The sequence below is a fragment of the Arthrobacter pascens genome (assembly GCF_030815585.1).
Lineage (GTDB): Bacteria > Actinomycetota > Actinomycetes > Actinomycetales > Micrococcaceae > Arthrobacter > Arthrobacter pascens_A.
The window spans coordinates 2540195-2565541 of record NZ_JAUSWY010000001.1; the positions used below are offsets into that span (position 1 = coordinate 2540195).

The following is a 25347-nucleotide window of genomic DNA, read 5'->3' on the forward strand; positions in this document are numbered from 1 at the left end:
ACACAGGGGATGCCTGCACCGTGCCCGCTCACATCAGACCTTGCGCACTATGTTACCGGTGAGTAACATAGTGTCCACTGCCGTCCGGATCATTGCTGCCCCTTGGCCTCTGACCGGCGCCAACGTCTCGATGAGGAGTTACACGTGAGCCACCACGGAAGCAGCGGAAATCCCCGCACTGTCCGCGACGTCGTTTTTGTCGACGGCGTCCGCACGCCCTTCGGCCGCGCCGGCGAAAAGGGCATTTACGCCGGAACACGGGCCGACGACCTGATGGTCAAATGCATCCGCGATCTCCTGCGCCGCAACCCGTCCCTGCCGCCCGAACGGGTGGACGAGGTGTCTGTGGCTGCCACTACCCAGACCGGCGACCAGGGCCTCACCCTCGGACGCAGCGCGGCCCTGCTGGCCGGACTCCCCCGCACCGTGCCGGGATTCGCCATCGACCGCATGTGCGCAGGCGCCATGACGGCCGTGACCACCACGGCCAGCGGGATCGGCTTCGGCGCCTACGATGTTGTGATCGCGGGCGGTGTGGAGCACATGGGCAACCACCCCATGGGCTCCGGCGCCGACCCCAACCCTCGCTTCATGTCGGAGCGCCTGGTGGATCCCGCAGCGCTGAACATGGGCAACACCGCCGAGAATCTGCACGACCGCTTTCCCGCCATCACCAAAGAGCGCACTGACGCGTACGCCGTCGCTTCGCAGGACAAACTGGCGGCAGCCTACGGCAAGGGCCAGATCCAGCCGGACCTGGTGCCGGTGGCCACCCTCAAGCCGGAGCAGGGATGGGCTCTGAACAGTGTAGATGAGCCGCCCCGTCCGGGCACCACCATGGCGGACCTGGCTGCCCTTCGCACCCCCTTCCGCGCCCACGGCCGAGTCACCGCCGGCAACGCTGCCGGTTTGAACGACGGCGCGACGGCGGCCCTGCTGGCATCATCCGACGCCGCCGCCGAGCTGGGGCTGCCGGTCAAGATGAGGCTGGTCAGCTACGCCTATGCAGGGGTTGAACCCGAGGTTATGGGGATCGGCCCGGTACCCGCCACCGAAAAGGCCCTGAAGAACGCGGGCCTGGGCATCGAGGACATCGGCCTGTTCGAAATCAACGAAGCCTTTGCCGTGCAGGTACTCAGCTTCCTGGACCACTTCGGGATCTCTGACCACGATCCCCGCGTCAACCGGTACGGCGGTGCCATCGCCGTGGGCCACCCGCTGGCCTCCTCGGGCGTGCGGCTGATGAACCAGCTGGCCCGGCAGTTCGAGGAAGATCCCACCGTACGGTACGGAATCACCACTATGTGCGTCGGATTGGGCATGGGAGCCACCGTCATCTGGGAAAACCCACACCACCCCGACTACAACACAGCCGCCGAATCAGGTCCTGAATCCGTTACAGAAGGAGCCGCAGCATGAGCGCCGCAGATTTCACCAAGCTCGCAGAACTCTTCCCCGACGAGACGGTGACCCACTCCTACGTTCAGGACATCGAGCTGCCGGCCGCACCAGGCAAGGCCAGCCCCGGCACCTTCGCCCTGATCACCCTGGACAACGGCCTGGATCACTCCAAGCCCACCACCCTGGGTCCCAACACCCTGATAGAACTTGGCACTGTCCTGGAGGGGCTGCGGGAACGCGCCGAGCGCGGCGAGATCGTGGGCGTCGGCGTCACCGGCAAGCCGTACTATTTGGTGGCCGGGGCGGACCTTTCCGCGGTCAAGTCCCTGGACAACCGTGAGCACGGGCTTTGGATGGCCCAGCTCGGCCACGATGTGTACGCCACGCTGGCCAATCTGGGGGTGCCCAGTTTCGCCTTCATCAACGGCGTGGCCCTGGGCGGCGGCCTCGAGATCGCCCTGCAGTCCACTTACCGCACGGTGTCCACCGGCGCTGGCGCGCTGGCACTACCTGAGGCATTCATCGGCCTGGTTCCCGGCTGGGGCGGGGTCTACATCCTGCCGCGCCTGATCGGCCCCGAGAACGCCGTCCAGGTCATGATTGAGAACCCGCTCAGCAACAACAGGACGATTACCGGTCCGCAGGCGTTCAAGCTGGGCATCGCCGACGCCATGTTCGAGCCTGCAGACTTCGTGGAGCAGTCCCTTCTCTGGGCTGCGAACGTCATCTCCGGTGAGGCCGTCCCGGAGCGGGCCAGCGCCGTCGATCCTTCCCTCCCCGACACGGCTAAGCGCTGGACGGCCGCCGTGGCAGCCGGCCGCGCCTTTGTGGAAGCCAAGACGTCCAACGCGTCGCCGGCACCTGCCAAGGTCCTGGACATCCTCGAAGCGAACCGCACCATGACGCAGGCGGAATCCGCCGAACTCGAATGCGAGACCCTCGCCGGACTGATGCAAACGGATGAATTCCGCGCCACCGTCTATGCCTTCCTGGACCTCGTGCAGAAGCGGTCCAAGCGACCCGCCGGCGCTCCGGACCGGAAACTGGCCCGTCCGGTCACCAAAGTGGGTGTGGTGGGCGCGGGGCTCATGGCAAGCCAGCTGGCCCTCCTGTTTGCCCGCCAGCTCAAGGTGCCGGTGGTCATGACGGACATCGACCAGGCGCGGGTTGATAAGGGAGTTGCCTACGTCCATTCGGAAGTAGACAAGCTGCTCGGCAAGAAACGGATCAGCCAGGACGCCGCCAACCGCACGAAGGCACTGGTGACAGGTTCGGTGTCGAAGGCGCCCTTCGCGGACGCCGACTTTGTGATCGAGGCAGTGTTTGAGGAGCTGAACGTCAAGAAACAGGTGTTCGCAGAGGTTGAGGCCATCGTGTCGCCCGAGTGCATCCTGGCCACCAATACGTCATCGCTTTCCGTCACGGCCATGGCCGAGGACCTCGAGCACCCGGAACGCCTCGTGGGCTTCCACTTCTTCAACCCGGTGGCAGTCATGCCGCTGCTGGAGATCGTCCGCGCCCCCAAGACCGACGACGCCGTGCTGGCCACGGCCTTTGAGCTCGCCAAGGGCCTGAAGAAGACCGGTGTGCTGGTCAAGGACGCCGCCGCCTTTGTAGTCAACCGGATCCTCCTGCGGCTCATGGGTGAAGTCACGGCAGCCTTCGATGAGGGCACGCCCGCCGAGGTGGCAGACAATGCGCTGCGGCCCATGGGCCTGCCCATGACGCCCTTCACGCTCGGCGCCATGGTGGGTCTTCCCGTGGCGCAGCACGTCCACGAATCCTTGCACGCCGCCTTCGGCGACCGCTTCAGCGTCTCCGCCAACCTGCAGAAACTGATCGATAACGGCGTGAAGTCACTGTGGGTCCCGTCCGCCGACGGTTCCCAGGAGATCCCGGAATCCACGTTGTCGCTGATGTCCTTCGGCACGTCACCGTCCACGGCCGAGGAGGTGCTGCGCCGCACACAGGATGCCCTGGCCCAGGAAATCGGGCTGATGCTGGACGAAGGCGTGGTTGCCGGGCCCGAGGACATCGACCTGTGCATGATCCTCGGTGCGGGCTGGCCGATGTTCCTGGGCGGCATCACACCCTACCTTGACCGGGTAGGGGCGTCCGAGCGTGTCAACGGCAAGCGGTTCCTGCCGGCTGGGGTCGCATCGGGCGTGTCCCGGCACAGCGTCGGAAACGCCGCTTCGTAGGGGCCCAGCTGAAGTACGACGTCGAGAGGTCACCTGACTAATCGGAACGTGACCTTTCGCCGTCGTCCGTTAACTCAAGTAGGTAGCGGAGCTGGGGGTCAGGCGCGCCACGTCACGGGTGCCGCAACGCCGTAGGCTTCTCCCCTGCTGAAGTGCGACTCCAGTACGTCGCTGAACGGCCCGTCTGCCACCAGCCTCCCTTCGGAAAGCACCAGCAACCTGCTGCATGTGCGGTACGCGAAGTCGAGGTCGTGGGTGACCATCACCACTGCCGCACCCCGCTCCGCTTCCGCCCCGACAGCAGCCGCCAGCAGCTCCAGGCCGGTGCGGTCCAGGGAGACCGTCGGTTCGTCGAGGGCAACGAGCCGCGGCGCCTGGACCAGCAGGGCGGCCAAAGCTGTCAGCCGCTGTCCCGCAGCGGAAAGCTCGTACGGATGGAGCTCGCCGGCGTCGGAAAGGCCGCAACGGCCCAATGCCGTGTCCACCAGCACCTCCCGCTCATCCTGGCCACGGGAGCCGGATAGTCCGGCCGCTGCCTCCCTGCGCACGGTGCGCTCGAAAAGCTGCTCCCGTGGGTGCTGGAGCAAGGCACCAACAACGTCGGCCCGGCGGCCCGGTCCCCGGGAACCGGCTGGAGCGCCGTCGATTGCCACGTTCCCGGACTGCGGCCAGGACAGCCCGGTCAGCAGCCTCAGCAAAGTGGATTTGCCGGACCCGTTGGCTCCGGTCACCGCCACGGTTTCCCCGGGGGCCACGGCGAGGCTGACGGCGTCAATCGTGGGCGCAGCCGGAGCGGTTGGCCGCCACGGCCGCGGCCTCCTCCACCCGTAGCTGAAGCGCAGCCCCGAGGCCTCCAGGATCGGTGTCCCGGCGGACTGTGTCGCCGGCAGTGGCGTCGCGGGCACTGGCATTGCCGGCAATGGTGGCACCGGCAATGCGCCCAAGGACACCGGCGCCGGTTTTACGCCGCGCGCGCCAAAGACCGGCAAGGCAAGGTCGGACGCGGCCCTCATCGCCTGATCCAGCGTTCCGTCGAAGACCGCCCTCCCGTCATCAAGCAGTACTACGTGCCCAGGCTCCACTCCACCGGCACCAAGGTCCTGCGTTAACACGAGGATCCCCATTCCCCCAGCCCTCAGTGCCGCGATGGCAGCTGCCACGGCAGTACGGGCTGCCAGGTCCAGGCCGGCGGACGGCTCGTCGAGGACCAGGAACCGGGGCCGCGCCGCGATGGCAGCCGCCATGACCAGCAGCTTCTGCTGGCCGCCGGACAACAGGGCCGGGTCCTCCTCCAGCAGCGGCGTCATGCCCAAGGCAGCAGCCGTCTCCCGGACGCGGACCTGCATCTGTTCCCGCGGCATGCCAGCATTTTCCAACGGGAACGCAATTTCTTCAGCCACTGTGGGTGCGACGGTGGACAACTGCGTGGTCGCATCCTGGCCGGCGTAGCCCAGCAGGCTGCTCCAGGACTGATGGTTGATCCGCGCAGCCTGGGCGGCGGGGTACGAAACCGACATGCCGTCCAGCGCGATGGCGCCGGACATGGCGCCACGGTGCTGGCCGGGGAGCACGCCGGCCAGGATCAGCCCCAAAGTTGTCTTGCCGCTGCCCGAGCCGCCGGCCACAACTACGGACGCGCCCGGACGGACCGTCAACTCGATACCGGCAAGGACAGGCCGGACGCTGTCCGGGTAGCTAAAGAATTCAAGGTTAAGGCGCACTGCCGCCCCATCCTGGGCCGAACCACAGGACCAGGAAGACCGGCAGCCCGGCTGCAACGGTCCACCGGAAAACTGCCTGGAGCCGGGAATCCGGAACCTCGCGCAGGCTGGTGCGGGCTGCGGGGCCGCCAAAACCACGCACTTCCAGTGCGGCGGCCCGTTGGCCGGCATCATTCATGACTGAGAGCAGCAGGGGCACTGCCAGCGCCCGGAAGGAAGCCGCCCGGGCGGGAAGAGAGGTTCCGGTATGAAGGCCCCGCAGCTGCTGTGCCTCCCGGATCCGCTGGGCCCGCCTGCTGATGTCCGGCGCAATGGTGAGTGTGGAGCAGAGGACAAAGGCCAGCTGGGCCGGGACCTCGTATTTGGCGGACAGCGCCATCACGTCGGCCGGACGGATGCTGAAGGAAAGGGCCAGAAGGAGGACCACCAGGACGGCGCCCCTGAGTAGCATGGCACCGGCGAAGCCCAGGCCTTCGACGGTCAGCCTCGCAGGTCCCCACGCCCACAGGACGGTGTGCCCTTCCGGGAAGAACAGGCCGTGGGTCAGCAGCAGGGAAGCGGCAAACGGCAGGAGTATCAGGGCTGCTGCGGACCAGACGCGGCGGGCCGTCCTGGCGGCGGCCGTGGCCACGGCCGCCGCCAGCAGGACCGCCAGCGAAAGCGACCAGTGGCCCACCGCCGTCGTCACCACAATGGCCGCGACGACCGCGGTGAGCCCGGTCAGCGGGCTGATCCGGCCCGGTCTAGGAATCCCGGCTTCCGGCCAGGACCCGGAAGCGCCGCACAAAGGGGAACTGGAGGGTGAGCCTGCGGGGCAGCGCGTACACCAGCAGTGCCACCAGGGTGAAGACGATTGCTTTGTCCATGGGATCCGAAATCAGTGCCTGCTTGGTGATGGCGGCCAGGAGCGAATCGCCCATGGCGCGGAATGCGCTGACAATCGCACCCGTTGCCAGGCCTGACGTGCCGCCGAACACAAAGGCAGCCACCGGTGCTGAGACCACGCCCGCCAGCACGCCGGTAATGAAGCCGGCAACCGGAGCAAGGTAGAACCTGCGGAAGAACCCGTGGCGTGCGGCGAGGCCCGCCAGGAATCCGATCAGCGCAGCACCGGCGGCAAAAGGCAGGACGGTGGGGTTGAAGAAGGACCAGACGATGCTGCTCAGGGCACCGGTGGCTGCACCCGCGGCAGGGCCCGCCAGGACGGCGATGAGCACGGTACCGATCGCATCAAGGTAGAACGGCACCAGGGTGCTTCCCACAAACTGGCCCATCACGATGTTCAGGACCAAAGCCACGGGGATCAGGACCACAGTGGTGGTGGGGAGGGTGGGCAGGACGGCAACTACCAGGAGGATGGCGCCGGCAAGGAAGCCGGACAGGGCGATGAGGGCCGATGCACTGCCGGGTCCCGAGGCGATGTCTGCTGGCTGGTTCAGGACCAGGTAGATGTAGGTTCCTGCAATGGCGGCGGCGCCCAAGATCTCCAGGATGCGGCGATTTCGAGTGGCGGCCTGACCGGCTTCGGGCAGCGTCAGGGACGAGGATGACATGGTGTTTCCTTTGACGGGTTCAGGCTCTGCAGCCCGGACGGTCTCCAAGGCTGTGTATTCAGCTGCCTATGTCACCTCGGCAGCGGACCGGCCAGCGTTGCCGCTCCCCGGACCGCACACCAGTTTAGCGGCTGCCGGACTTCCGGACATCCCCGGCGGCCAGCCGGCGGGCCAGTCCTCCGAGGGAATTCACCAGTTCATCGAACGCTGCCGCGGGGTTGTTGTCCGAGACGATCCGGGCGTTGGGCGGCTGGCCCCACAGGTTGCGGTAGTCGGCCACCGTGGTTCCCATCAGCAGCGGCGATGCGGTCTCCACATCGACGGTGGCCAGCCGGGTGGAGTATTCGAGGGTGCCGGCCGCAACGCCTGCGGCGAAGAAGTCGTGGACGTGGGCCGCATAGCCCTGGTCATAGAGCCGGTGGAATTCGAAGTAGAACCGGAGGGCGTCGGACAGGTGGCGGATCAGCGGGTTGTCGGAGGTGCTTCGCAGGCCTTCAGGCTGGTCCGGCAGCACAAGCTCCTCCACGGCACAGCCTGCCGCCTGCGCCAGCCGCTGTACGTGCTCCGGCCGGAGCTCGATCCGCTCCGTGGTGTCGAGGGAACAGACAATGGGCAGGCGCTCCACAAGCAGCCCGCGGTACGCCTCATAGACTTCCTTCGCGGCGTGCGGATCAACGTGGGTGTTCCACTCCGCCAGGGGTGTGGTGTTCCCCTGGTGGTAGAAGCTGCCACCCATGATGACCACCTTGTCCAGGAGCTCAGGCAGCCGGGGTTCCTTCCGGATGGCGAGGGCAAAGTTCGTCAGCGGCGCCGTAATCAGGGCGGTCAGCTCCCCCGGCCGGGCGCGGGCAGCTTCCACCCAAAGGTCTGCGGCGTCCTCCCCGGAAACCGACCCGGACGGCGGGGGCAACACCGCATGCCCCAGGCCCTGCGGACCGTGGGTCTCCGGGGTGGTCACCAGCGGGATCTCCAGCGGGACCTCCGACCCGACGGCCACCTTCACATTGTGTCGCCCGCACAGCTCCAGCATGGCCAGGGTGTTGCGCGCCACCTGATGGACGTCCGCGTTGCCGGCCGACGCCGTAACGGCCACGAACTCTATGTCCGGAAGGGACGCCAGGTAGGCCAACGCCAGGGCATCATCGATCCCCGTATCCACGTCCAGGAGGAGACTGGTCATCAGCGCCTCCGGCTAGAAGAGTGCCACTTTGGGGACAGCGGGAAAGATCTCATCCAGTTCCGCCAACTCCTCGCGCCCTGGCACCCAGGCCACCGCCCCTGCATTCTGGCGGACCTGCTCCGGCCTGGTGGCTCCGGCGATAACGCTGCCGACCGAGGGCTGGGCAGCCAGCCAGGAAAAGGCCACCTGGATCTCCGTGAGGCCACGATCGGCAGCGAAGGCACCGAAGCGCCCCAGCTGGTCCCAGTCCGCATCATGAACCAAGTGGGTCCGGGTGTGGCTGAGCCTGGATCCCCGGGGGGCGGTGTCCGCCGAGTACTTTCCGGTCAGGAGCCCGTTGGCCAGCGGGAAATAGGGCAGCACCCCCAGGCCGTAGGCTTCTGCCGCCGGGGTGACCTCCAGTTCGGCGCGCCGGTCCAGCAGGCTGTAGTGGTTCTGGGTGGAGATGAAACGCGTCAGTCCGCTGGCCCGGGCCACAAATTCGGCCTCGGCAATCTGCCAACCGGCACGGTTCGAGTGCCCGATGTAGCGGACCTTCCCGCTGGTCACCAGATGGTCCAGTGCGGACAGCGTCTCGTCGATGGGAGTCAGCGGATCAGGCGTGTGGAACTGGTAGAGGTCGATCCAGTCCGTTCCCAGCCGGCGCAGCGACGCCTCTGCCGCCCGGATGATATACCGGCGGGAGCCCCGGGCTCCGAAGTCCGGACCGTTGGCGCCGCGCATGTCCATCCCGAACTTGGTGGCCACCACGGCGTCGTCACGCCGGCCGGTAAGGGCCTTGCCGAGCATGGTTTCGCTGAGGCCGGGCTCGCGCCCGTAGGTGTCGGCGACGTCGAAAAGCGTCACGCCGGCGTCAAGGGCGGCATGGACGACGGCGTCGGTCCCCTCCTGCGTCTCCGTCGCCGTATTGGCGCGGCCCAGGTTGTTGCATCCGAGCCCCACAACGGAAACGGTCAGTCCGGAGTTGCCCAAGCGTCGGTATTCAGTCATGGAATCACCCTATAACGGCTGAAACGCCTGCTCTTCCGGCCCGTCAGAGGCTGAAGCTGTTGGCCGGTTTCGCGGAGTGCTTGAGCTTGAAGTCGCCTGGTTCGGCGTAGGGGGCGGCACCGATGCTGAGCTTGGTGAAATCCAGGTCCTCGCCTCGGCTGCAGACCTTGATCGCGTTCACTGCCTTGTTCACCTCAGGGCACAGGCAGAAGATGTTCAGCTTGTAGTCGCTGAACTCCGAGCGCTCCACGGTGCCAAGGCCACGCCACGCGAGATGGCTGATGAGTGCGTCCTTCGCCTTTTCCTCCAGGTAGCGGTCCCGGTCGGTGCCGTCCTTGGTCTTGAGGGCAAACTGGGCCACAACCCAAAACTGCTCTTCGTCGGGGATCTCGGCAAAACCGTCCTCCGCGCACTGGACAGCAAAAGCGTCCATGAGGCCTTCCGCTGCCTCCGCGTCGGCGACATCTGTCTCTTCGGTCTTGCTTTGGTGGCCCACCACACCGTAGTTCATCACGAACTGGCTGTAGTCCTCGTCGAACCAACCCTCGCGGAAGTGAAGCACTCCCTCGTCGTCACGTTTGTAGACCCTGATAATTCCGCTCATGCCCGTCCCTTCGTGAACCATTCAACGTCCGTGCCGTCGAATGGAGCCTGCTGTGCCTTGACGGCCTGATAGAGCTGGTCCGCGGCTGCCTGGATGGATTCCACCAGGCGGGCCGGGTAATTCATGGCGAGCCTGTGCTCTGCGAACTCGTCCTGGTCGTCGATGAAGACCCCACGGTCCGAGGTGCGGATGACGTCCAAATCCATGTCGATCACGTGGAACTCGGTGACCGCGGGCCGGATCTCAGTCCACTCGTGGGCAACGGCCAGGTCCACGTACACCCGGACACGGTTGGGGTTGGCGTCGTCGTAGAAAGTGGCCACCCAGTCCCCGGTGCGCGGTATCAGCAGCACGGCATCGGACTCCGTGTAGAAGGCGGCTCCGGGCCGCGAGCAGAACTCGTTGGTGCCCTGGAAGATCCACCAGCCGTGCCGGTCTTCGCCCACGTAGCGTCCCGGTACCACCCAATGGGCTTTTCCGTTCCACTTCCTGTTCCGTGCCACCACCAGCTGGCCGGGTTCCAAGCCGGAGGGAACCCTGGTGGTGCTGATGTGCTTTACTGTGGCAGCGTCGCCCAAAGCGCCCGGATATTTGAGTGCGTCTTCTTCCCTCACAGAATCGGCAGACTGCCGGTGGTGGGGTGTTCCTGACCCGGCAGGGGACGCGCAAAGGGGACCTTGGTTCCCAGAACCTGGGCGACGACGTCGTGTGTTACCTGCTGGGCAGTGAGCCCGACACGCTCCAGCACCTGGCTGCGGGTGCCGTGGTCGAGGAACTCCGCCGGCAGGCCAACCTCGTTCAGGGCGGTGTCCACCCCGGCCGCCCGCATTTCCTGCCTGATCCGTGAACCCACACCGCCGGCGCGGACGCCGTCCTCGATGCAGATGACCAGCCGGTGATGGGATGCCAGGGCGATGATGGAACGGCGCACAGGCAGTACCCAGCGCGGATCCACCACCGTGCTGCTGATGCCCTGGGCACCGAGCCTGTTGGCAACATCCAGGGCGAGTTCGGACATGGCGCCCACGCTTACGATCAGGACATCGTTCTCGGTGGAACCCGAGGGCCTGCGGGCCAGCACGTCCACGCCGTCGCTCAGCCGTTCGATCGCGTCCACTTCCGTTCCCACGGTCCCTTTCGAGTACCGGACCACGCTGGGAGCATCGTTGATGGCCACTGCCTCGCGGAGTTCTTCGCGCAGGCGTGAGGCGTCCCGCGGTGCGGCGAGGTGGAGTCCCGGCACGATCTGGACCATGGACATGTCCCACATGCCGTGGTGGCTTGCGCCGTCCGGTCCCGTCACACCCGCCCGGTCCAGGACGATGGTGACACCTGCCTTGTGCAGGGCAACATCCATCAAGAGCTGGTCGAAGGCGCGGTTGAGGAAGGTGGCGTATACAGCGACGACCGGGTGTAGCCCGCCGAATGCCATTCCGGCAGCGGAGGTCAGCGCGTGCTGCTCCGCGATGCCGACGTCGATGACGCGGTCCGGGTGTTTCGCTGCGAATTTGTGCAACCCCACAGGGATCAGCATTGCTCCGGTGATGCCAACGATGTCTTCGCGTTCGTCGGCAATCTGTGCGATTTCCTCAGCGAAGACAGAGGTCCATGACTGGGCACCGGCTGCGCCCGTTGGTTCTCCGGTCTCGGGGTCGATGACGCCTACTGCGTGGAACTGGTCAGCTTCATGGGCACGCGCCGGTGCGTACCCGTGGCCCTTCTCCGTCATGGCATGCACAATGACCGGGCCGGCGTAGTTCCTGGCCGTGGACAGCGCGTGCTCCATGGCCTGGAGGTTGTGTCCGTCCACCGGGCCGATGTACTTCATGCCGAGGTCTTCAAACATTCCCTGCGGAGCCCACCAGTCCTTGATGCCCTTCTTCATGGCGTGCAGGCTCTTATACGTGAACTGGCCTATCGGGCCGCCGTTCTGGAGCCTCCTCTTCCACCAGTCCAGGGTGCCTTCGTAGGCGGGGGCCGCGCGGAAAGAGTCGATGGTGGGACGCAGCGAGGCCAGATAGTCCGCAAAGCCGCCGACCGTCGGCGCGTACGACCGGCCGTTGTCGTTGACCACAATCACTACGCGTCGGTGCTTGTCCGCGGCGATGTTGTTGATGGCCTCCCAGGCCATGCCTCCGGTCAGTGCGCCGTCGCCCACCACGGCAATGACGTACCGGTCGCCCTCGCCGGTGAGCTGCCGCGCACGGGAGATGCCGTCGGCCCAGGACAGGGACGACGAGGCGTGTGAGCTTTCCAGGATGTCGTGCTCGGACTCGGAGCGGGACGGGTAACCGGACATGCCGCCCTGCTGGCGCAGCGTGCTGAAGTCCTGGCGGCCGGTGAGGAGTTTGTGCACATATGACTGGTGGCCGGTGTCGAAGACGATGCTGTCCCGGGGCGAGTCGAAAATGCGGTGTACGGCCATGGTGAGTTCCACGACGCCGAGGTTGGGGCCGAGGTGTCCACCCGTCTGCGAGACGTTGGTGACCAGGAAACCCCTGATCTCAGCGGCCAGTTGCTCCAGCTGCGTTTGGGACAACTCGTTCAGGTCCTGCGGATTCCGGATGGTGTCCAAGATTCCCAATGACCCCTCCTTCGGGTGGTAGACGTGCCTTTTAACTCTAACGCCTCGGCTGAAATGCAAAGCCGAAGCCCCGGCTGGTCGGGGACCGGCCGGGGCTTCGGAGGGTGGTGCCTGGGTTCAAAAACCCCGCTAGTTTGCGGAGATCTGGCGCAGAACGTACTGCAGGATGCCACCGTTGCGGTAGTAGTCCGCTTCGCCCGGAGTGTCGATGCGGAGCACGGCGTCGAACGACTTGACGGAGCCGTCTTCACCGGCGGCGGTGACCTTGAGGGTCTTGGGCGTGATGCCTTCGTTCAGCCCGGTGACGCCTTCCACTGAGAAGACCTCGGTTCCGGTGAGGCCCAGGGTCGCTGCGGATTCTCCGGCCGGGTACTGCAGGGGCAGGACGCCCATGCCGATCAGGTTGGAGCGGTGGATGCGCTCGTAGCTTTCGGCGATGACAGCCTTTACGCCCAGGAGCGCGGTGCCCTTCGCTGCCCAGTCACGCGATGATCCGGATCCGTATTCTTTGCCCGCCAGGACCACCAGCGGTGTGCCGGCTGCCTGGTAGTTCTGGGCGGCGTCGTAGACGTAGGCCTGCGGGCCGCCGGCCTGGGTGAAGTCGCGGGTGAAGCCACCCTCAACGCCGTCCAGGATCTGGTTCTTGATGCGGATATTGGCGAACGTGCCACGGATCATGACTTCGTGGTTGCCACGGCGTGAGCCGTAGGAGTTGAAGTCCTTGCGTTCCACACCGTTGGCCAGGAGGTACTGGCCGGCCGGGGTGTCCGACTTGAAGGAACCGGCCGGGGAGATGTGGTCGGTGGTGACCGAATCGCCCAGCTTCAGCAGCACGCGTGCGCCGGCGATGTCCGATACCGGCTCAGGCTGGGCCTTCATGCCGTCGAAGTACGGGGGCTTCCGGACGTACGTGGATTTGGGATCCCAGGCGAAGGTGTCACCGGCCGGGGTATCGAGGGCCTTCCAGCGGTCATCGCCGTCGAAGACGCCCTCGTAGCCGCGGGCGAACATGTCCTTGTCGATCGAGGTATCAATGACCTGCTGGACCTCGACCGGGTTGGGCCAGATGTCCTTCAGGAAGACGTCATTGCCGGCCTGGTCCTGCCCGAGCGAGTCCGTGTCGAAGTCGAAGTCCATAGATCCGGCCAGGGCGTAGGCGATGACCAGCGGCGGGGAGGCCAGGTAGTTCATCTTCACGTCCGGGTTGATGCGGCCTTCGAAGTTGCGGTTACCGGAGAGCACGGCGGTGACGGAGAGGTCGTTGGCCTGGATGGCCTCGGAAATTTCGGCGTCGAGCGGGCCGGAGTTGCCGATGCAGGTGGCGCAGCCGTAGCCCACGATGTAGAAGCCGAGCTTCTCCAGGTAGGGGGTCAGGCCTGACTTCTCGTAGTAGTCGGTGACCACTTTGGAGCCCGGAGCCACGGAGGTCTTGACCCACGGCTTGGACGCCAGGCCCTTGTCCACGGCGTTGCGGGCCAGCAGTGCGGCGGCCAGCATCACGGACGGGTTGGACGTGTTGGTGCAGGATGTGATCGAGGCGATGGAAACCGCTCCGTGGTCCAGCTCGAACTCGCGGCCGTCTTCGGTCTTGATGTGCACCGGGGTTGATGGGCGTCCCGACGCGCCGTTCGCGGCGGACACGACGCGGCTTGTCTCGGTGGTGTGCGAGTCGGCGTGCGTGAACGACGGAGCATCGGAGGCCGGGAAGGATTCGTCCAGGGACTCGTCCACGCTGCCGTCTTCGATGGCGACGTAGTTGTGGATGTCCTTGCGGAACTGTTCCTTGGCATCAGTGAGCTCGATGCGGTCCTGGGGACGCTTCGGGCCTGAGATGGAGGGAACAACCGTGGACAGGTCCAGCTCGAGGTACTCGGAGAACTTGATCTCACGCGACGGATCATGCCAGAGGCCCTGTTCCTTGGCGTAGGACTCCACGAGGGCAACGTTCTGGTCCGAGCGGCCGGTGAGCCGCAGGTAGTCCAATGTGACGTCGTCGATCGGGAACATTGCGGCGGTGGAGCCGAATTCCGGGCTCATGTTGCCGATGGTGGCGCGGTTTGCCAGCGGCACTGCCGCAACGCCCTCGCCGTAGAATTCGACGAACTTGCCCACCACACCGTGCTTGCGGAGCTGCTCAGTGATGGTGAGCACCACGTCGGTTGCGGTGGCGCCGGCCGGGATGGATCCGGTCAGCTTGAAGCCCACAACACGGGGGATGAGCATGGACACAGGCTGTCCCAGCATGGCTGCTTCGGCTTCAATGCCGCCGACGCCCCAGCCCAGGACACCAAGTCCGTTGACCATGGTGGTGTGCGAGTCGGTGCCGACGCAGGTGTCGGGGTAGGCGCGGAGCGCACCGTCCACCTCGCGGGTCATCACGGTGCGGGCCAGGTACTCGATGTTGACCTGGTGCACGATGCCGGTTCCCGGGGGAACAACCTTGAAGTCATCAAACGCCGTCTGGCCCCAGCGAAGGAACTGGTAACGCTCGCCGTTGCGCTGGTATTCGATCTCCATGTTGCGCTCCAGCGCGCCGGAGTTACCGAAAGCGTCGATCTGCACGGAGTGGTCGATGACCATTTCCGCGGGTGCCAGCGGGTTGACCCGCTTGGGGTCGCCGCCCAGTTCCTTGACTGCCTCACGCATCGTCGCCAGGTCAACAACGCAGGGTACGCCGGTGAAGTCCTGCATGATCACGCGTGCAGGGGTGAACTGGATTTCTGTATCGGGCTGGGCATTTGGGTCCCAGCCTGCCAAGGCGCGGACGTGATCGGCAGTGATGTTCGCGCCGTCCTCGGTCCTCAACAGGTTTTCTAGCAATACCTTGAGGCTGAACGGAAGGTTTTCTGCACCTTCAACGGAGTTCAACCGGAAAATTTCGTATTCGGTTCCGGCTACATTAAGTTTGCCTTTTGAACCGAAGCTGTCCACAGTGCTCATCGCAGGACTCCTCTCGCAACAGTTTCATCTTTGTCGCGCGGTAGACCGCTTGCTAGTTAGGCAGGCCTAATTAGTGCAGGCCCGGAAAAATGCAGGTTGTCAGCCGTGATTACGGAGCGCGACGTGTGATTACTAGGGCCATAGTAGTGCAAATAGTGGTGGTATCAGCGGCGGGGCGTCAGTAATGCCACAGTCTCCAGGTGATGGGTGTGCGGATACAGATCGAACGCCCGCAGACCGGTCAGGGACCAACCGCCCTGCTGGAAGTAAGCCACATCACGGGCGAATGACGCCGGGTCGCACGACACATACGCGATGGCCCGCGGTCCGGCGGCGATCAGCTGGCTGACAACCGACTTTCCCGCACCGGCACGTGGCGGATCCAGAACCAGGGCATCAAAATTCCGCGGTTTCTGGCGCAGGACACGCTCAACCCGCCCCTGCACGATCTCCACCTGCGGTGCGCCGTGCAGGTTCTTGCGCGCATCCCGGCTGGTTCCCGGGGCCCCTTCAACGGAGAGGACGGAGCCCGTCTCCCCCACTGCGTCCGCCAGCGGCGCCGTGAAAAGCCCGGCGCCCGCGTAAAGATCGGCCACCACGGATCCCGGCTCCAGGAAGCCTCCGTCATGAAGGAATTCTGTGACCGCCCCCACAAGCGCTCCGGGCGCGTCGCGGTGGATCTGCCAGAAGCCGGCGCCTGTGATCCGGTAGTCGTGTCCCGCGGCCGACTCCTGGACCCAGGTCCGGCCCCTCAGCTGCCGGACCTCGTCCTTGAGCGGGTCGAAGGTGGCCACGGAAACGTCGTCCGGGAGCTGGGCAACGATTGCGCTGAGCCGTTTGGCCTTGGTGTCCGCGGCGGGGGCGAGCAGCACCAGGGGGCGGGAGCCGTTGGCCGGTGCCGCCACCTCCACCCGGTCGATCCCCTGCAGGTCGATGTCCCACAGGCGGAGCCGGTTGATGCCGTCCACCGCGAGCGGCATCTCCCGGACGGGAATGACGTGGTCGGAGCGGTGCGCGTGCATGCCCAGTTTTCCGCCCGTGGTGACCGAAAAACCAGCCCGGGTCCGCCACCCAAGCCCGGCGCCGGCGTCGTGGTTTAAGTCCGCATCCGCCTGGCCGTCGCCCACCGCCTCCACCGTCCCGGGGAAATGTTCGACGGCGGCGAGCCGCTTGAGCTGTTCCGCCAGCACCGCCGTTTTAAGGGCACGCTGGCGGGGCAGCGAGATGTGGCCGAATTCGGCCCCGCCCACCGGGGGATGCCCGTGGGCCCAGGCCCGCCGGGAGTCCGCAACGTGCCAGAAGTGGCCCACGCGGTCCGGCGACGCGTCAAGCACGTCAACCACGTCGGCGCGCCAGAACTTGGCGGATTCCTCCGCGTCCGTCAACCTGACCCGGACCGTCTCGCCGGGGATGCCGTGGCGGACAAAGATCACCCTGCCCTCGTGCCGTGCCACGCAGTGGCCGCCGTGGGCCACCGGGCCGATGTCCAGCACGAGCTCTGTTGCGGTCTCCTTGGCATGGCTGTCCGGCGTCTGGATCTTGGGACTCATTGGATATCCTGCAGGTTCTTGGCTTCTTCGGACGATTTCAGCTGCCACGGGACACTGGCCACCATCACGCCAGGTTCGAAGTGCAGCCGGGTCTTGATGCGCAGGGCTGTCTGGTTGTGGACCAGTTGCTCCCACCATTTGCCCACGACGTACTCGGGGATGTAGACCACAATAAGGTCGCGGGGTGAATCACGCCGCATGTTTTTCACGTATTCCATGATGGGCGTGACGGTCTCCCGGTACGGGCTCGCGAGCACGGTCAACGGTACGGGGATGTCGAGCTTTTCCCAGTCAGCCACCGTATGCGCGGTTTCCTCGGCGTTGATGTCCACCGTGACGGCGTCCAGCCGCGAGGGCCGCGATGCCCGAGCGTACGCCAAAGCCCGCAGAACCGGCTTGCGCACATGGGAGACCAGAAGCACCGCGTGGACCCGGGAGGGAAGTGCCCGTGGGGAGGAATCCTCGTCCACGGCGAGTTCCTTGGCCACATTGTCGTAATGCGCCCGGATGCTCCACATGATCAGGAACAGCACGAGCATGGCAAGGAGGGCAATCCAGGCCCCCTGCTCGAACTTGGTGACCAGGACAATCACCAGGACCAATGCCGTCATGCCGAAGCCGATGCTGTTGATGGTGCGGGACTTGACCATCCGCCGTCGGGCGGTTTTGTCCTTGGCGAGTTTGAGCTGCCTCCCCCAGTGCCTGATCATTCCCAACTGGCTGAGGGTGAACGAGATGAAAACACCCACAATGTAGAGCTGGATCAGTTTGGTGACATCGGCGTTGAAGGCGATGATCAGCACCAGGGCTCCGGCTGCCAGGGCCAGCACTCCGTTGCTGAACGCCAGGCGGTCTCCCCTGGTGCGCAACTGACGGGGAAGGTAGCCGTCCTGGGCCAGGATGGAGCCGAGCACAGGAAAACCGTTGAAGGCCGTGTTGGACGCGAATACGAGGATTACCCCGGTGGCCGCCACCACGATGAAGAAGGGAATGGAACCCGGCCCGAAGATGGTCTGGGCGATCTGGCTGATGGCCGGACTCTGGATGTAGCCCTCCGGCAGCGGCAGGCCGTTCAGGAGGAATTCCGTGGCAGGGTCCAGCACAATGTGGACCTTGGTGGCGTTGGCAAGGTAGATGATTCCCGCCAGCATCGATGCCCCGATGACGCCCAGCAAAAGCAGAGTGGTGGCTGCGTTTTTGCTCTTGGGGACCTTAAAGTTGGGGACGCCGTTGCTGATGGCCTCGACGCCGGTGAGGGCCGCGGCGCCCGAGGAGAACGCCCGCAGCAGGAGGAAGGCTCCTGCAAGGCCAACCAGTCCTTCGTCGAAGCCCGGAGCCGGGACGATCGTGAACGCCGCGGACGGCGCTTCGCCCAACTGCCCCGTGGCGGCCTGGAAAACACCCACCGCTGTCATGCCCAGGATCGAGGCCATAAAGATGTAGGTGGGGACGGCGAACAGGCTGCCGGCCTCCTTGATGCCGCGGAGGTTTACTAGTGCAAGGATGACGACGCCGATCGTGGCGATGAGCGCCTGCTGCCCGTGAAGCGAGGGCACGGCGGTGGTGAGGTAGGTGGCCGCCGAGGACATCGACACTGCCACGGTCAGGACGTAGTCCACCAGCAGCGCCGACGCTACCGTGAGTCCGGCGAACTTGCCGAGGTTGTCGTTGGCGATTTCGTAGTCGCCGCCGCCGGACGGGTAGGCGTGCACGTTCTGCCGGTAGGACGCCACCACCGTCAGCAGGACCACCATCACGGCGAGGCCTACCCACGGTGAAAACGCCACAGCGCTTACCCCCGCCAGTGCAAGGGTAAGCAGGATTTCATCCGGCGCGTACGCTACGGACGACAGGGCGTCGGACGCGAAAACCGGCAACGCAATCCGTTTGGGAAGCAACGTATGGGAAAGCCTGTCATTCCTGAAGGGCCTGCCCACCAGCACCCGTTTCACTATTGTCAGCACCCCACAAAGCTAGTCTGATTCGCGTTCTATGTCATGACGGCCTCCGGGCGGCTGTCACACGTGCCGTGCCGGTAGAGTTCTAGCAGCAGCAAACAGGCTATGGAAGTTGAGGAGATACGGGTGGCGCATTTCGTGATCATGGGATGTGGCAGGGTGGGGGCGACGCTGGCACATACGCTTGAGGACGCCGGCCATTCCGTGGCCATCATCGACCAGGACGACCGCGCTTTCCGCCGGCTGCGGCAGGGTTTTACCGGCCGCAAGGTCACCGGCGTCGGCTTTGACCGGGACACCCTCAAGCAGGCGGGCGTCGCAGAGGCCTATGCCTTCGCCGCCGTTTCCAGCGGTGACAACTCCAACATCCTGGCCACCCGGGTGGCCAGGGAAACCTTCCATGTCCCCCACGTGGTGGCCCGGATCTACGATCCTGGCCGGGCGGAGATCTACCAGCGGCTGGGCATCCCCACCGTTGCCGCAGTGCGGTGGAGCGCGGACCAGGTCCTGCGCCGTATCCTTCCTGAGCAGCACCTCGCCGGCGATTTCCGGGAACCGTCCGGCCGCCTGGTGCTCGCCGAACTTGATCTCGACGCCGGCTGGATCGGCCACCGGGTCAGCGAGATCGAAAAGGCCGCCGATGTCCGGGTGGCATACCTCACGCGGTTCGGCGAAGGACTGCTTCCAGAACCCGGAACCGCCTACCAGGACGGCGACACTGTGCATGCGATGCTGCAGGTGGACCGGAGTTCCCAGATCGCCCAGATCCTGGCCAAAGCACCTGCCAAGGAGTCGTAGTGAAAGTCGTTATCGTGGGTGCCGGCAGCGTCGGGTCCTCCATTGCCAGGGAACTGCTGGCGCACAAACACGAAATCCTGCTGATCGACCTCAAACCCGAGGTCATCGGCCGCAGCGGACTGCGCGGAGCACACTGGCTTGTGGGCGACGCCTGCGAGCTCAGCACCCTTCAGGGGGCCAAGGTGGAAGACGCCGACGTCGTGGTCTCGGCCACCGGCGACGATAAGGTGAACCTGGTGGTCTCTCTCCTGGCCAAGACCGAATTTGGCGTGGGCCGCACCGTGGGGCGGGTCAACAATCCCAAGAACGACTGGATGTTCAACGATTCCTGGGGTGTGGACGTTGCAGTCAACACACCGCAGCTGATGACCGCCCTGGTGGAAGAGGCTGTGGAGATCGGTGACCTGGTCCGCCTGCTCACGCTGCAGACGGGGGTGTCCTCGCTGGTGGAGTTCACCGTCCCGCACGATTCCCATTCCATCGGCCTGACCGTGGGCGAGATCCGTTGGCCCGAGGACTCCACGCTTGTGGCCATCCTGCGGGACCATGCCCCCATTACACCCAGCCGGGACGACGTGATCGACGGCGGGGACGAGCTGTTCTTCGTCACGACCATTGCGGCCGAGGACGAGCTCCGAGCCCTGCTCTCGCCGGAGTCAGCGGAATCTGTGGAGTCAGCGGAGCCGACGGACGGTGCCCGGCAGCAGGATCAAGTGACGCATCCCGGCGCCGTCCAGCCCGTCGACGCTCAGGTAGCGGAGGGCGACGGGTTCGAGGGCTGAGTTCCGTTCGTGGCGGGAACCGGCCTGGTGACCAGCCAGGCAATCCAGACACCCAGGATGTAGAGCGGGGCACCCATGATGAGGCGGGTGGTGGCCAGCCCTGCCAGCCCCTCTTCCCCCATCAGGTACAGCGGAACCTGGACCACAAGCCGCAGCACCAGGACCGCAACGATGATCCACGTGCCCAGGCGGTACGCCTTCACGCGGGCGGCATCCTTGCGCCATTCGAGACCTTCATTGCGGATGAAGCCGAACAGCAGACCGGCGATAGGCCATTTGATGAAGATCGAGATGACCATTGCAAGGATGTAGGCACCGTTGGTGATGAAGCCGGGAAGATAGAAATCCTCGGCCTTTCCAGTGGTGTTTGCCAGCCAGGCGGAGATGCCGACGCCCACAACCCCGGCAAGGGCCTGCGTCAGCGGCCGCCGCTGCACCAGGCGCACGACGGTGAAGACGGCAGCCGAGGCCAGGGCCGCCACCAACGACGGTGTGAGGTCCCGCGTGATCGTGAAAGCGATCAGGAAGACCAGGCCCGGGAGAATGCTTTCGGCGATGCCCTGGATGCCGCCGGCGCTCCGGAGCACATCGATCCGGCCGTCGTGCGTGCGATGGAGTCCGGCTTTGGCTGCGTAGCCCTCCGCGAGCCCTGCCATAGCGGAAGGCTCCGGCTCGGGCCGGGGTGGCCCCGAGGACGGCTCGGGCTGCTGGGACGACGTCATTCGTTCTCCTGGCTGGACAGTATTTCGTAGCGTGGATTGAACATGGTGGGCAAGCCCTGGCTCTGCGTGATCATGCCTTCAAGCCGGACCTCGGTCCCGGCGTCGATGCCAGGCACGCGGTGCCGGCCCAGCCAGATCACCCGCAGCCGTCTCCCGGGCGCCGGACGGGAGCCGGGCCGCGCGCCCTCGGAATCCGAAACGATTGCGGTAAAGGCGACTGTCTGGTCGGCAGGCATGTAGGTGACCGATTCAATGTGCCCGTGACACACCACCCGTCCCTTTTCCGGGATGCCGCTGACAGGCACTCCGAAACGCCCTGACGGGGCAGCGCTCTGAGGTGAATCAGCCAATCTGTGTGATCTCCGGGCCACGTTCGGGCTCCTGGAACGCAGGCGTTCCCGGGGGTGGCGTGACGGTGGCGTCCTTGGGCAGGCGAAGCTGCAGCAGGTCGCGCGGCGGCATGGGGCTGTCACCGCGGATCACGACGATCTGGCGGAAAAGTGCCTCCAGCTGGGCAGCTGCTTCCCGGTCCATCGCGGCAGCGCCGCCCAGGACACCGCGCAGGAACCAGCGCGGGCCGTCCACGCCGATGAAGCGGGCCACCCGGTATCCCTGGCTTCCATCCGCTGCCCCTGCAGGGAGCTTGGCGATCAGCTCGGGCCCGAAAGCGCCTTGTACCTCTTCTACCTGGCCGCCCTGGCTGCCCACTGACTGGCCGATCTGCTCCCGGATCTCGTCCCAGAGGCCCTCGGATTTAGGAGCAGCGAAAGCCTGGAGCTGCAGGCTTGAGCCGTTCAGATCCATCGTCACGGCCACCACACGCTGGGTGGCTTCCTCCACCTCAAGCCTCAGCTGGAGACCCTCGCTTGGGGTGACCAGAAGCGCGCCAAGATCCACGTAACCGTCGCGGCTGGAGATTTCTGAGACGTCGAAAGGCCCCGAGGCCCGTTGCCCCGCGCTGTGGGCCGCATCGGCGGCCTCGTCGGCGGAACCCTCCGGCTCCGTTGAGACCTGGGAATCATCCGGTTCGGCTGCTTGGTCCTTCTTGGCTTTCCTGCCGAGCCCAAAAACCATGGGGGTCGTCTCCTTAGTTGTGAATGTGCCTGGCCGGCCCGGAGGTCCCGCCGTAAGTCTTCGATACCACCCGCATTGTGTGCTGCTGCCTGCCTCCGCCCGGGGCGTGGGCGTCAGGAGTTCGGCGGGGCGAATCCGCCGGTGGAGCCGAATCCGCCCGCACCACGCACCGACCCGCTCAATTCGTTGACGGTGACGAACTGCGCGTACTCCACGCGCTGGATCACCATCTGTGCAATTCTATCGCCGCGTCGCAGCTCAATGGCGTGCTGTGAGTCCGTATTCAGCAAGGTCACTGAAATTTCACCGCGATATCCTGCGTCCACGGTGCCGGGTGCATTAACGATGGTCAGCCCGTGCTTGGTGGCAAGCCCTGAGCGCGGGTGGATCAGGGCAACGTAACCGTCCGGAAGGGCAATGGATACACCTGTTGGGACCAGTTTCCGCTGCCCGGGCTGCAACACAACATCTTCCCGTGCCCGCAGGTCCGCACCGGCGTCGCCCGGATGGGCATACGACGGCGCCTCCAGGCCGGCATCCAGCATTTTCAGCTGTACCTGCAGGGTGGGCGCACCATACTCCGTTTTCCTACCGGGGGCCGCGCCAGGCGCGGCGGCACCCGTGCTGCCCGGCAGCGTCTCGTCAGGAGCAGTTTCCACAGTGGCAAGTTCGTCAGTCACAGTCACTCACTCTAACGCCCGCCAACAAATTCGGCCTAGATTCCCCTGCCGCCGGGCCCAAGATGAACTGGCCCAAGATGAAATAGCCACCCAAAGGTGGAAAGCTGGAGGCATGCCCGAATCAAGCTCCACTGTGCCTGTTCCCAACACTCCCTCTACCGGTACGCCGGTAGTTTTCCGGGAGAGGCTGTGGCCCACGGTGTGGGTCTGGGTCATCGCAGCGGGGATCGCCGGTGCCGGCATTCTGATGTTTGCACCGATCAGCATGGCCGCTGGCTATACGGCGGCGGGAGTGATGTTCGCCATCATGGCCACGCTGCTGGTGCTCTCATCCCCCACCATCACGGTCACTGAGCATTCCCTCACCGTGGGCCGTGCCACCATCGGACGCAGGTTCATCGGCGAGGTCCAGGCGTTTCGGACCAAGGACGCAACTGCAGAACGCGGGACGCGGCTGAACGGGCTCGCCTACCTCTGCATCCGGGGATGGATCGACCCTGTGGTCAGGATCGAGATCACGGATCCGTCGGACCGGACGCCGTATTGGCTGACATCTTCCCGGCGGCCCGAGGAACTCGCAGCGGCATTGACTCCAAGCTGAGGCCAACTGCCAGGCTGACGAGCCAGCAGCCGGTTCAACCTTTCCTGGTCATCCTTCGCACTCCTTGCAGTAAAGCCGGCCGTCCTTTTCCCGTGCTATCTGCGAACGGTGCCTGACCAGGAAGCATGAAGCGCAGGTGAACTCATCAGCCTGCGCCGGGACAACCTGGACGAGGAGTTCCTCGCCGGAGAGGTCCGCGCCGGGGAGTTCGTAGCCGGCGGCAAGTTCGCTCTCGTCCTCCTCCACCACCGCAGTGGGTTTTTCCGACCTCCGGGTCTTCAACTCCTCCAGCGAATCCTCGTTGAGGTCTTCTTCGGACTTTCGCGGCGCATCGTAATCGGTGGCCATTTCGCCTTAACCTCGTTCCCTATCCGCTCTCAGGTTGTATCACCCTTGATAACGCCGGACACCTCGCGTTTGTGCCCCGCGTTGGGCACATCATTCCGCAAGCCACAGGCAAAATCCAGAGTTCGAAGCTGCCCATCCCCGTCACGGCTCCCGAAAGCGGCAAGCGTCCACAATGAGGCCCGAAAGTCCCGGAATATCGCGGCGCGCCCTTCCTCCTAACCCAAAAGGGTGCCGCCGGGTGGCAGAGTTTCGATTGATAGTAATGCCAGGGTGGAGGATTTGTATGCAGGATCTACGGCTTGTAGGCGTACACGACGACGGGGAGCATCTCCTGTTGAGCGGTGCCGGCGGCGAGATGTTCCGGCTGCCGATCGATGAAGCACTGCGGGCGGCCAGCCGGTCTTCGGCAAAGGGCGCATCCGCGGCCGCTCCCATCGCCATGTCCCCCCGGGACATCCAGGCGAGGATCCGCAGCGGTGCCACCGCGGCGGACGTGGCGGAGCTTTCCGGGCTGCCCCTTGCCAAGGTGGAGCGCTACGAAGGTCCGGTCCTCGCCGAACGCGAGTACGTGGCCCAGCAGGCGCGCAAGATCGAGGTGGCGTCGCCCTCACCTGGCCATGACGCCTACCGTTCGGTCTTTGGCGACAACCCGGCCTCGCTGAGTGACATGGTGGCCCATCGGCTTTCGGCCCACGGCATTGAACCCTCCTCCGTGGAATGGGATTCCTGGCGGCGCCCTGACGGCAGCTGGACAGTGGCAGCGCGTTTCGAGGCGAAGAAGGACGGCACGTCCGGCATCGGCGAGGAGCCGCCGGCCCTGTGGACGTTCAGCCCGGCACGCAAGTCGCTGCAGAACGCCAACCGCTGGGCACAGCAGCTCAGCGAGCTGGAGCCGCTGGACGGACCCGTCCCGGCGCGCCGGCTGACGGCAGTATCAGACCGGCCATTCGATTTTGAAACTGACGCAGACGCGGCAGCAGCCCGCAGTTCAGCCGGACCCCACAGTAGCCTCCAGCCCGGCAAGGAATCCGACGGTCTGCTGGACATGCTGCGGTCACGCCGCGGCCAGCGCCTGGGCGTTGACGAGGACGCGGACGACGCCCTCGCCCTGCTCCTGACGCACGGCGTGCCGGCAGCGCATCCAAGGCCGTCAGAAGTCACGCAGGAACAGGAACATCGGGAGGCGGCACCCGCGGGATCCGAGCAGGATCCCGCTGCCGCCCAGGTTGAGCCGCTCACCCGCAAGCGCGAGGGCAGGCCTTCCATGCTGTCCCGGCTGAGCCTGATCCCGCCGCACCGGGAACCCGATGATGACGTGCTGAAACTGCACGACGGCGTCAGTACCGATACGCGGGAGGTCACCATTGTGGCGTCCCCCCTTCGCCCGTCGGGGCCTGCCGCCCCGCACAGGGACAGTTCCCCGTCAAGGGAAAGTGACCCCGCCATGGGGGCCGGGCATGATGCACCGAGCGTCGGCCTGGACGAACTTCTCGGCGGCGGAAGCCATCGGCGCACACCCCCACCTGCCGGGATTGAGGATCCTGTTTCCGGCCAGCGCCACGAACGGGACACAGATCTGCCGGAACGGCAGCCTTCCAAACCGAAGCGCTCAAGCATTCCCAGCTGGGATGAGATCGTGTTCGGAACCAGGGGCGACTGA

The 25347-nt window shown here is 65.4% G+C and carries 22 protein-coding genes; 6 read left to right on the forward strand and 16 right to left on the reverse strand.

The genetic code is table 11. The features are described from left to right. The first annotated feature begins 144 nt into the window (after positions 1 to 144). Complete coding sequence (locus QFZ30_RS11760) at positions 145 to 1419, forward strand: thiolase family protein (protein WP_307076369.1); 1275 nt, start codon at positions 145 to 147, stop codon at positions 1417 to 1419. Next, the gene (locus QFZ30_RS11765) at positions 1416 to 3602 is read left to right on the forward strand and encodes a 3-hydroxyacyl-CoA dehydrogenase NAD-binding domain-containing protein (RefSeq protein WP_307076371.1); all 2187 of its coding nucleotides are present in this window, start codon (positions 1416 to 1418) and stop codon (positions 3600 to 3602) included. Before QFZ30_RS11760 ends, QFZ30_RS11765 begins: the two co-directional genes overlap by 4 nt. Before the next feature lie 98 nt (positions 3603 to 3700). Here QFZ30_RS11765 and QFZ30_RS11770 read toward each other — a convergent pair whose 3' ends face one another. The 11 genes from QFZ30_RS11770 to QFZ30_RS11820 all read right to left on the reverse strand — a co-directional run bounded on the left by QFZ30_RS11770 (position 3701) and on the right by QFZ30_RS11820 (position 18667). Further along, on the reverse strand, positions 3701 to 5323 hold the full coding sequence (locus tag QFZ30_RS11770) for an ABC transporter ATP-binding protein (protein WP_307076373.1): 1623 nt from the start codon (positions 5321 to 5323) through the stop codon (positions 3701 to 3703). Then, entirely contained in the window at positions 5313 to 6110 is a 798-nt protein-coding gene (locus QFZ30_RS11775; RefSeq protein ID WP_307076374.1) for an energy-coupling factor transporter transmembrane component T family protein, read from the reverse strand. Before QFZ30_RS11775 ends, QFZ30_RS11770 begins: the two co-directional genes overlap by 11 nt. Next, positions 6067 to 6876, reverse strand: a complete 810-nt coding sequence (locus QFZ30_RS11780; protein ID WP_307076377.1) for an ECF transporter S component — start codon at positions 6874 to 6876, stop codon at positions 6067 to 6069. The genes QFZ30_RS11775 and QFZ30_RS11780 overlap by 44 nt, the downstream gene beginning before the upstream one ends. Before the next feature lie 124 nt (positions 6877 to 7000). Beyond that, a complete protein-coding gene (locus tag QFZ30_RS11785; protein WP_307076379.1) occupies positions 7001 to 8056 on the reverse strand; it encodes a nucleoside hydrolase in 1056 nt (351 codons plus the stop codon). A 12-nt stretch (positions 8057 to 8068) separates the two neighbouring features. Next, positions 8069 to 9046: an aldo/keto reductase gene (locus QFZ30_RS11790; RefSeq protein WP_307076382.1), complete on the reverse strand. Its 978-nt coding sequence runs from the start codon at positions 9044 to 9046 to the stop codon at positions 8069 to 8071. 43 nt (positions 9047 to 9089) lie between these two features. After that, positions 9090 to 9650 carry a hypothetical protein gene (locus tag QFZ30_RS11795; RefSeq protein WP_307076384.1) on the reverse strand — a complete coding sequence of 187 codons (561 nt, stop codon included), beginning with the start codon at positions 9648 to 9650 and terminating at the stop codon, positions 9090 to 9092. Further along, entirely contained in the window at positions 9647 to 10264 is a 618-nt protein-coding gene (locus QFZ30_RS11800; protein WP_307076386.1) for a DUF402 domain-containing protein, read from the reverse strand. Before QFZ30_RS11800 ends, QFZ30_RS11795 begins: the two co-directional genes overlap by 4 nt. Further along, a complete protein-coding gene (dxs, locus tag QFZ30_RS11805; protein WP_307076388.1) occupies positions 10261 to 12234 on the reverse strand; it encodes a 1-deoxy-D-xylulose-5-phosphate synthase in 1974 nt (657 codons plus the stop codon). The genes QFZ30_RS11800 and dxs overlap by 4 nt, the downstream gene beginning before the upstream one ends. Positions 12235 to 12363: 129 nt before the next feature. Further along, on the reverse strand, positions 12364 to 15174 hold the full coding sequence (acnA, locus tag QFZ30_RS11810; protein ID WP_307076390.1) for an aconitate hydratase AcnA: 2811 nt from the start codon (positions 15172 to 15174) through the stop codon (positions 12364 to 12366). A gap of 164 nt (positions 15175 to 15338) precedes the next feature. Then, positions 15339 to 16724, reverse strand: a complete 1386-nt coding sequence (locus QFZ30_RS11815; RefSeq protein ID WP_307076392.1) for a class I SAM-dependent RNA methyltransferase — start codon at positions 16722 to 16724, stop codon at positions 15339 to 15341. Further along, positions 16721 to 18667: an APC family permease gene (locus QFZ30_RS11820; RefSeq protein WP_307080221.1), complete on the reverse strand. Its 1947-nt coding sequence runs from the start codon at positions 18665 to 18667 to the stop codon at positions 16721 to 16723. The genes QFZ30_RS11815 and QFZ30_RS11820 overlap by 4 nt, the downstream gene beginning before the upstream one ends. A gap of 141 nt (positions 18668 to 18808) precedes the next feature. Between QFZ30_RS11820 and QFZ30_RS11825 the strand changes: the two genes are divergently transcribed. Both QFZ30_RS11825 and QFZ30_RS11830 read left to right on the forward strand, forming a co-directional pair. Next, on the forward strand, positions 18809 to 19480 hold the full coding sequence (locus QFZ30_RS11825) for a potassium channel family protein (protein WP_307076394.1): 672 nt from the start codon (positions 18809 to 18811) through the stop codon (positions 19478 to 19480). Next, positions 19480 to 20262 (forward strand): potassium channel family protein, encoded by a 783-nt coding sequence (locus QFZ30_RS11830; protein ID WP_307076396.1) that lies wholly within the window; start codon positions 19480 to 19482, stop codon positions 20260 to 20262. The genes QFZ30_RS11825 and QFZ30_RS11830 overlap by 1 nt, the downstream gene beginning before the upstream one ends. On the opposite strand, the gene QFZ30_RS11835 is transcribed toward QFZ30_RS11830, so the two are convergent. The 4 genes from QFZ30_RS11835 to dut form a co-directional block, all read right to left on the reverse strand. Next, positions 20229 to 20984 carry a DUF3159 domain-containing protein gene (locus QFZ30_RS11835; protein WP_307076398.1) on the reverse strand — a complete coding sequence of 252 codons (756 nt, stop codon included), beginning with the start codon at positions 20982 to 20984 and terminating at the stop codon, positions 20229 to 20231. The two genes, QFZ30_RS11830 and QFZ30_RS11835, sit on opposite strands and share 34 nt — an antisense overlap. After that, positions 20981 to 21334, reverse strand: a complete 354-nt coding sequence (locus QFZ30_RS11840) for a hypothetical protein (RefSeq protein WP_307076400.1) — start codon at positions 21332 to 21334, stop codon at positions 20981 to 20983. The genes QFZ30_RS11835 and QFZ30_RS11840 overlap by 4 nt, the downstream gene beginning before the upstream one ends. Then, complete coding sequence (locus QFZ30_RS11845) at positions 21327 to 22058, reverse strand: DUF3710 domain-containing protein (RefSeq protein ID WP_307076402.1); 732 nt, start codon at positions 22056 to 22058, stop codon at positions 21327 to 21329. Before QFZ30_RS11845 ends, QFZ30_RS11840 begins: the two co-directional genes overlap by 8 nt. A 113-nt stretch (positions 22059 to 22171) precedes the next feature. Beyond that, positions 22172 to 22738 carry a dUTP diphosphatase gene (gene dut, locus QFZ30_RS11850; protein ID WP_307076404.1) on the reverse strand — a complete coding sequence of 189 codons (567 nt, stop codon included), beginning with the start codon at positions 22736 to 22738 and terminating at the stop codon, positions 22172 to 22174. Between the two features lie 112 nt (positions 22739 to 22850). Between dut and QFZ30_RS11855 the strand changes: the two genes are divergently transcribed. Then, positions 22851 to 23339, forward strand: coding sequence for a DUF3093 domain-containing protein (locus tag QFZ30_RS11855; RefSeq protein ID WP_307076405.1), 489 nt, complete (start codon positions 22851 to 22853; stop codon positions 23337 to 23339). Positions 23340 to 23387: 48 nt separating this feature from the next. On the opposite strand, the gene QFZ30_RS11860 is transcribed toward QFZ30_RS11855, so the two are convergent. Next, positions 23388 to 23687 (reverse strand): DUF4193 domain-containing protein, encoded by a 300-nt coding sequence (locus QFZ30_RS11860; RefSeq protein WP_307076407.1) that lies wholly within the window; start codon positions 23685 to 23687, stop codon positions 23388 to 23390. Between the two features lie 283 nt (positions 23688 to 23970). Between QFZ30_RS11860 and sepH the strand changes: the two genes are divergently transcribed. After that, positions 23971 to 25347 carry a septation protein SepH gene (gene sepH, locus QFZ30_RS11865; protein WP_307076410.1) on the forward strand — a complete coding sequence of 459 codons (1377 nt, stop codon included), beginning with the start codon at positions 23971 to 23973 and terminating at the stop codon, positions 25345 to 25347.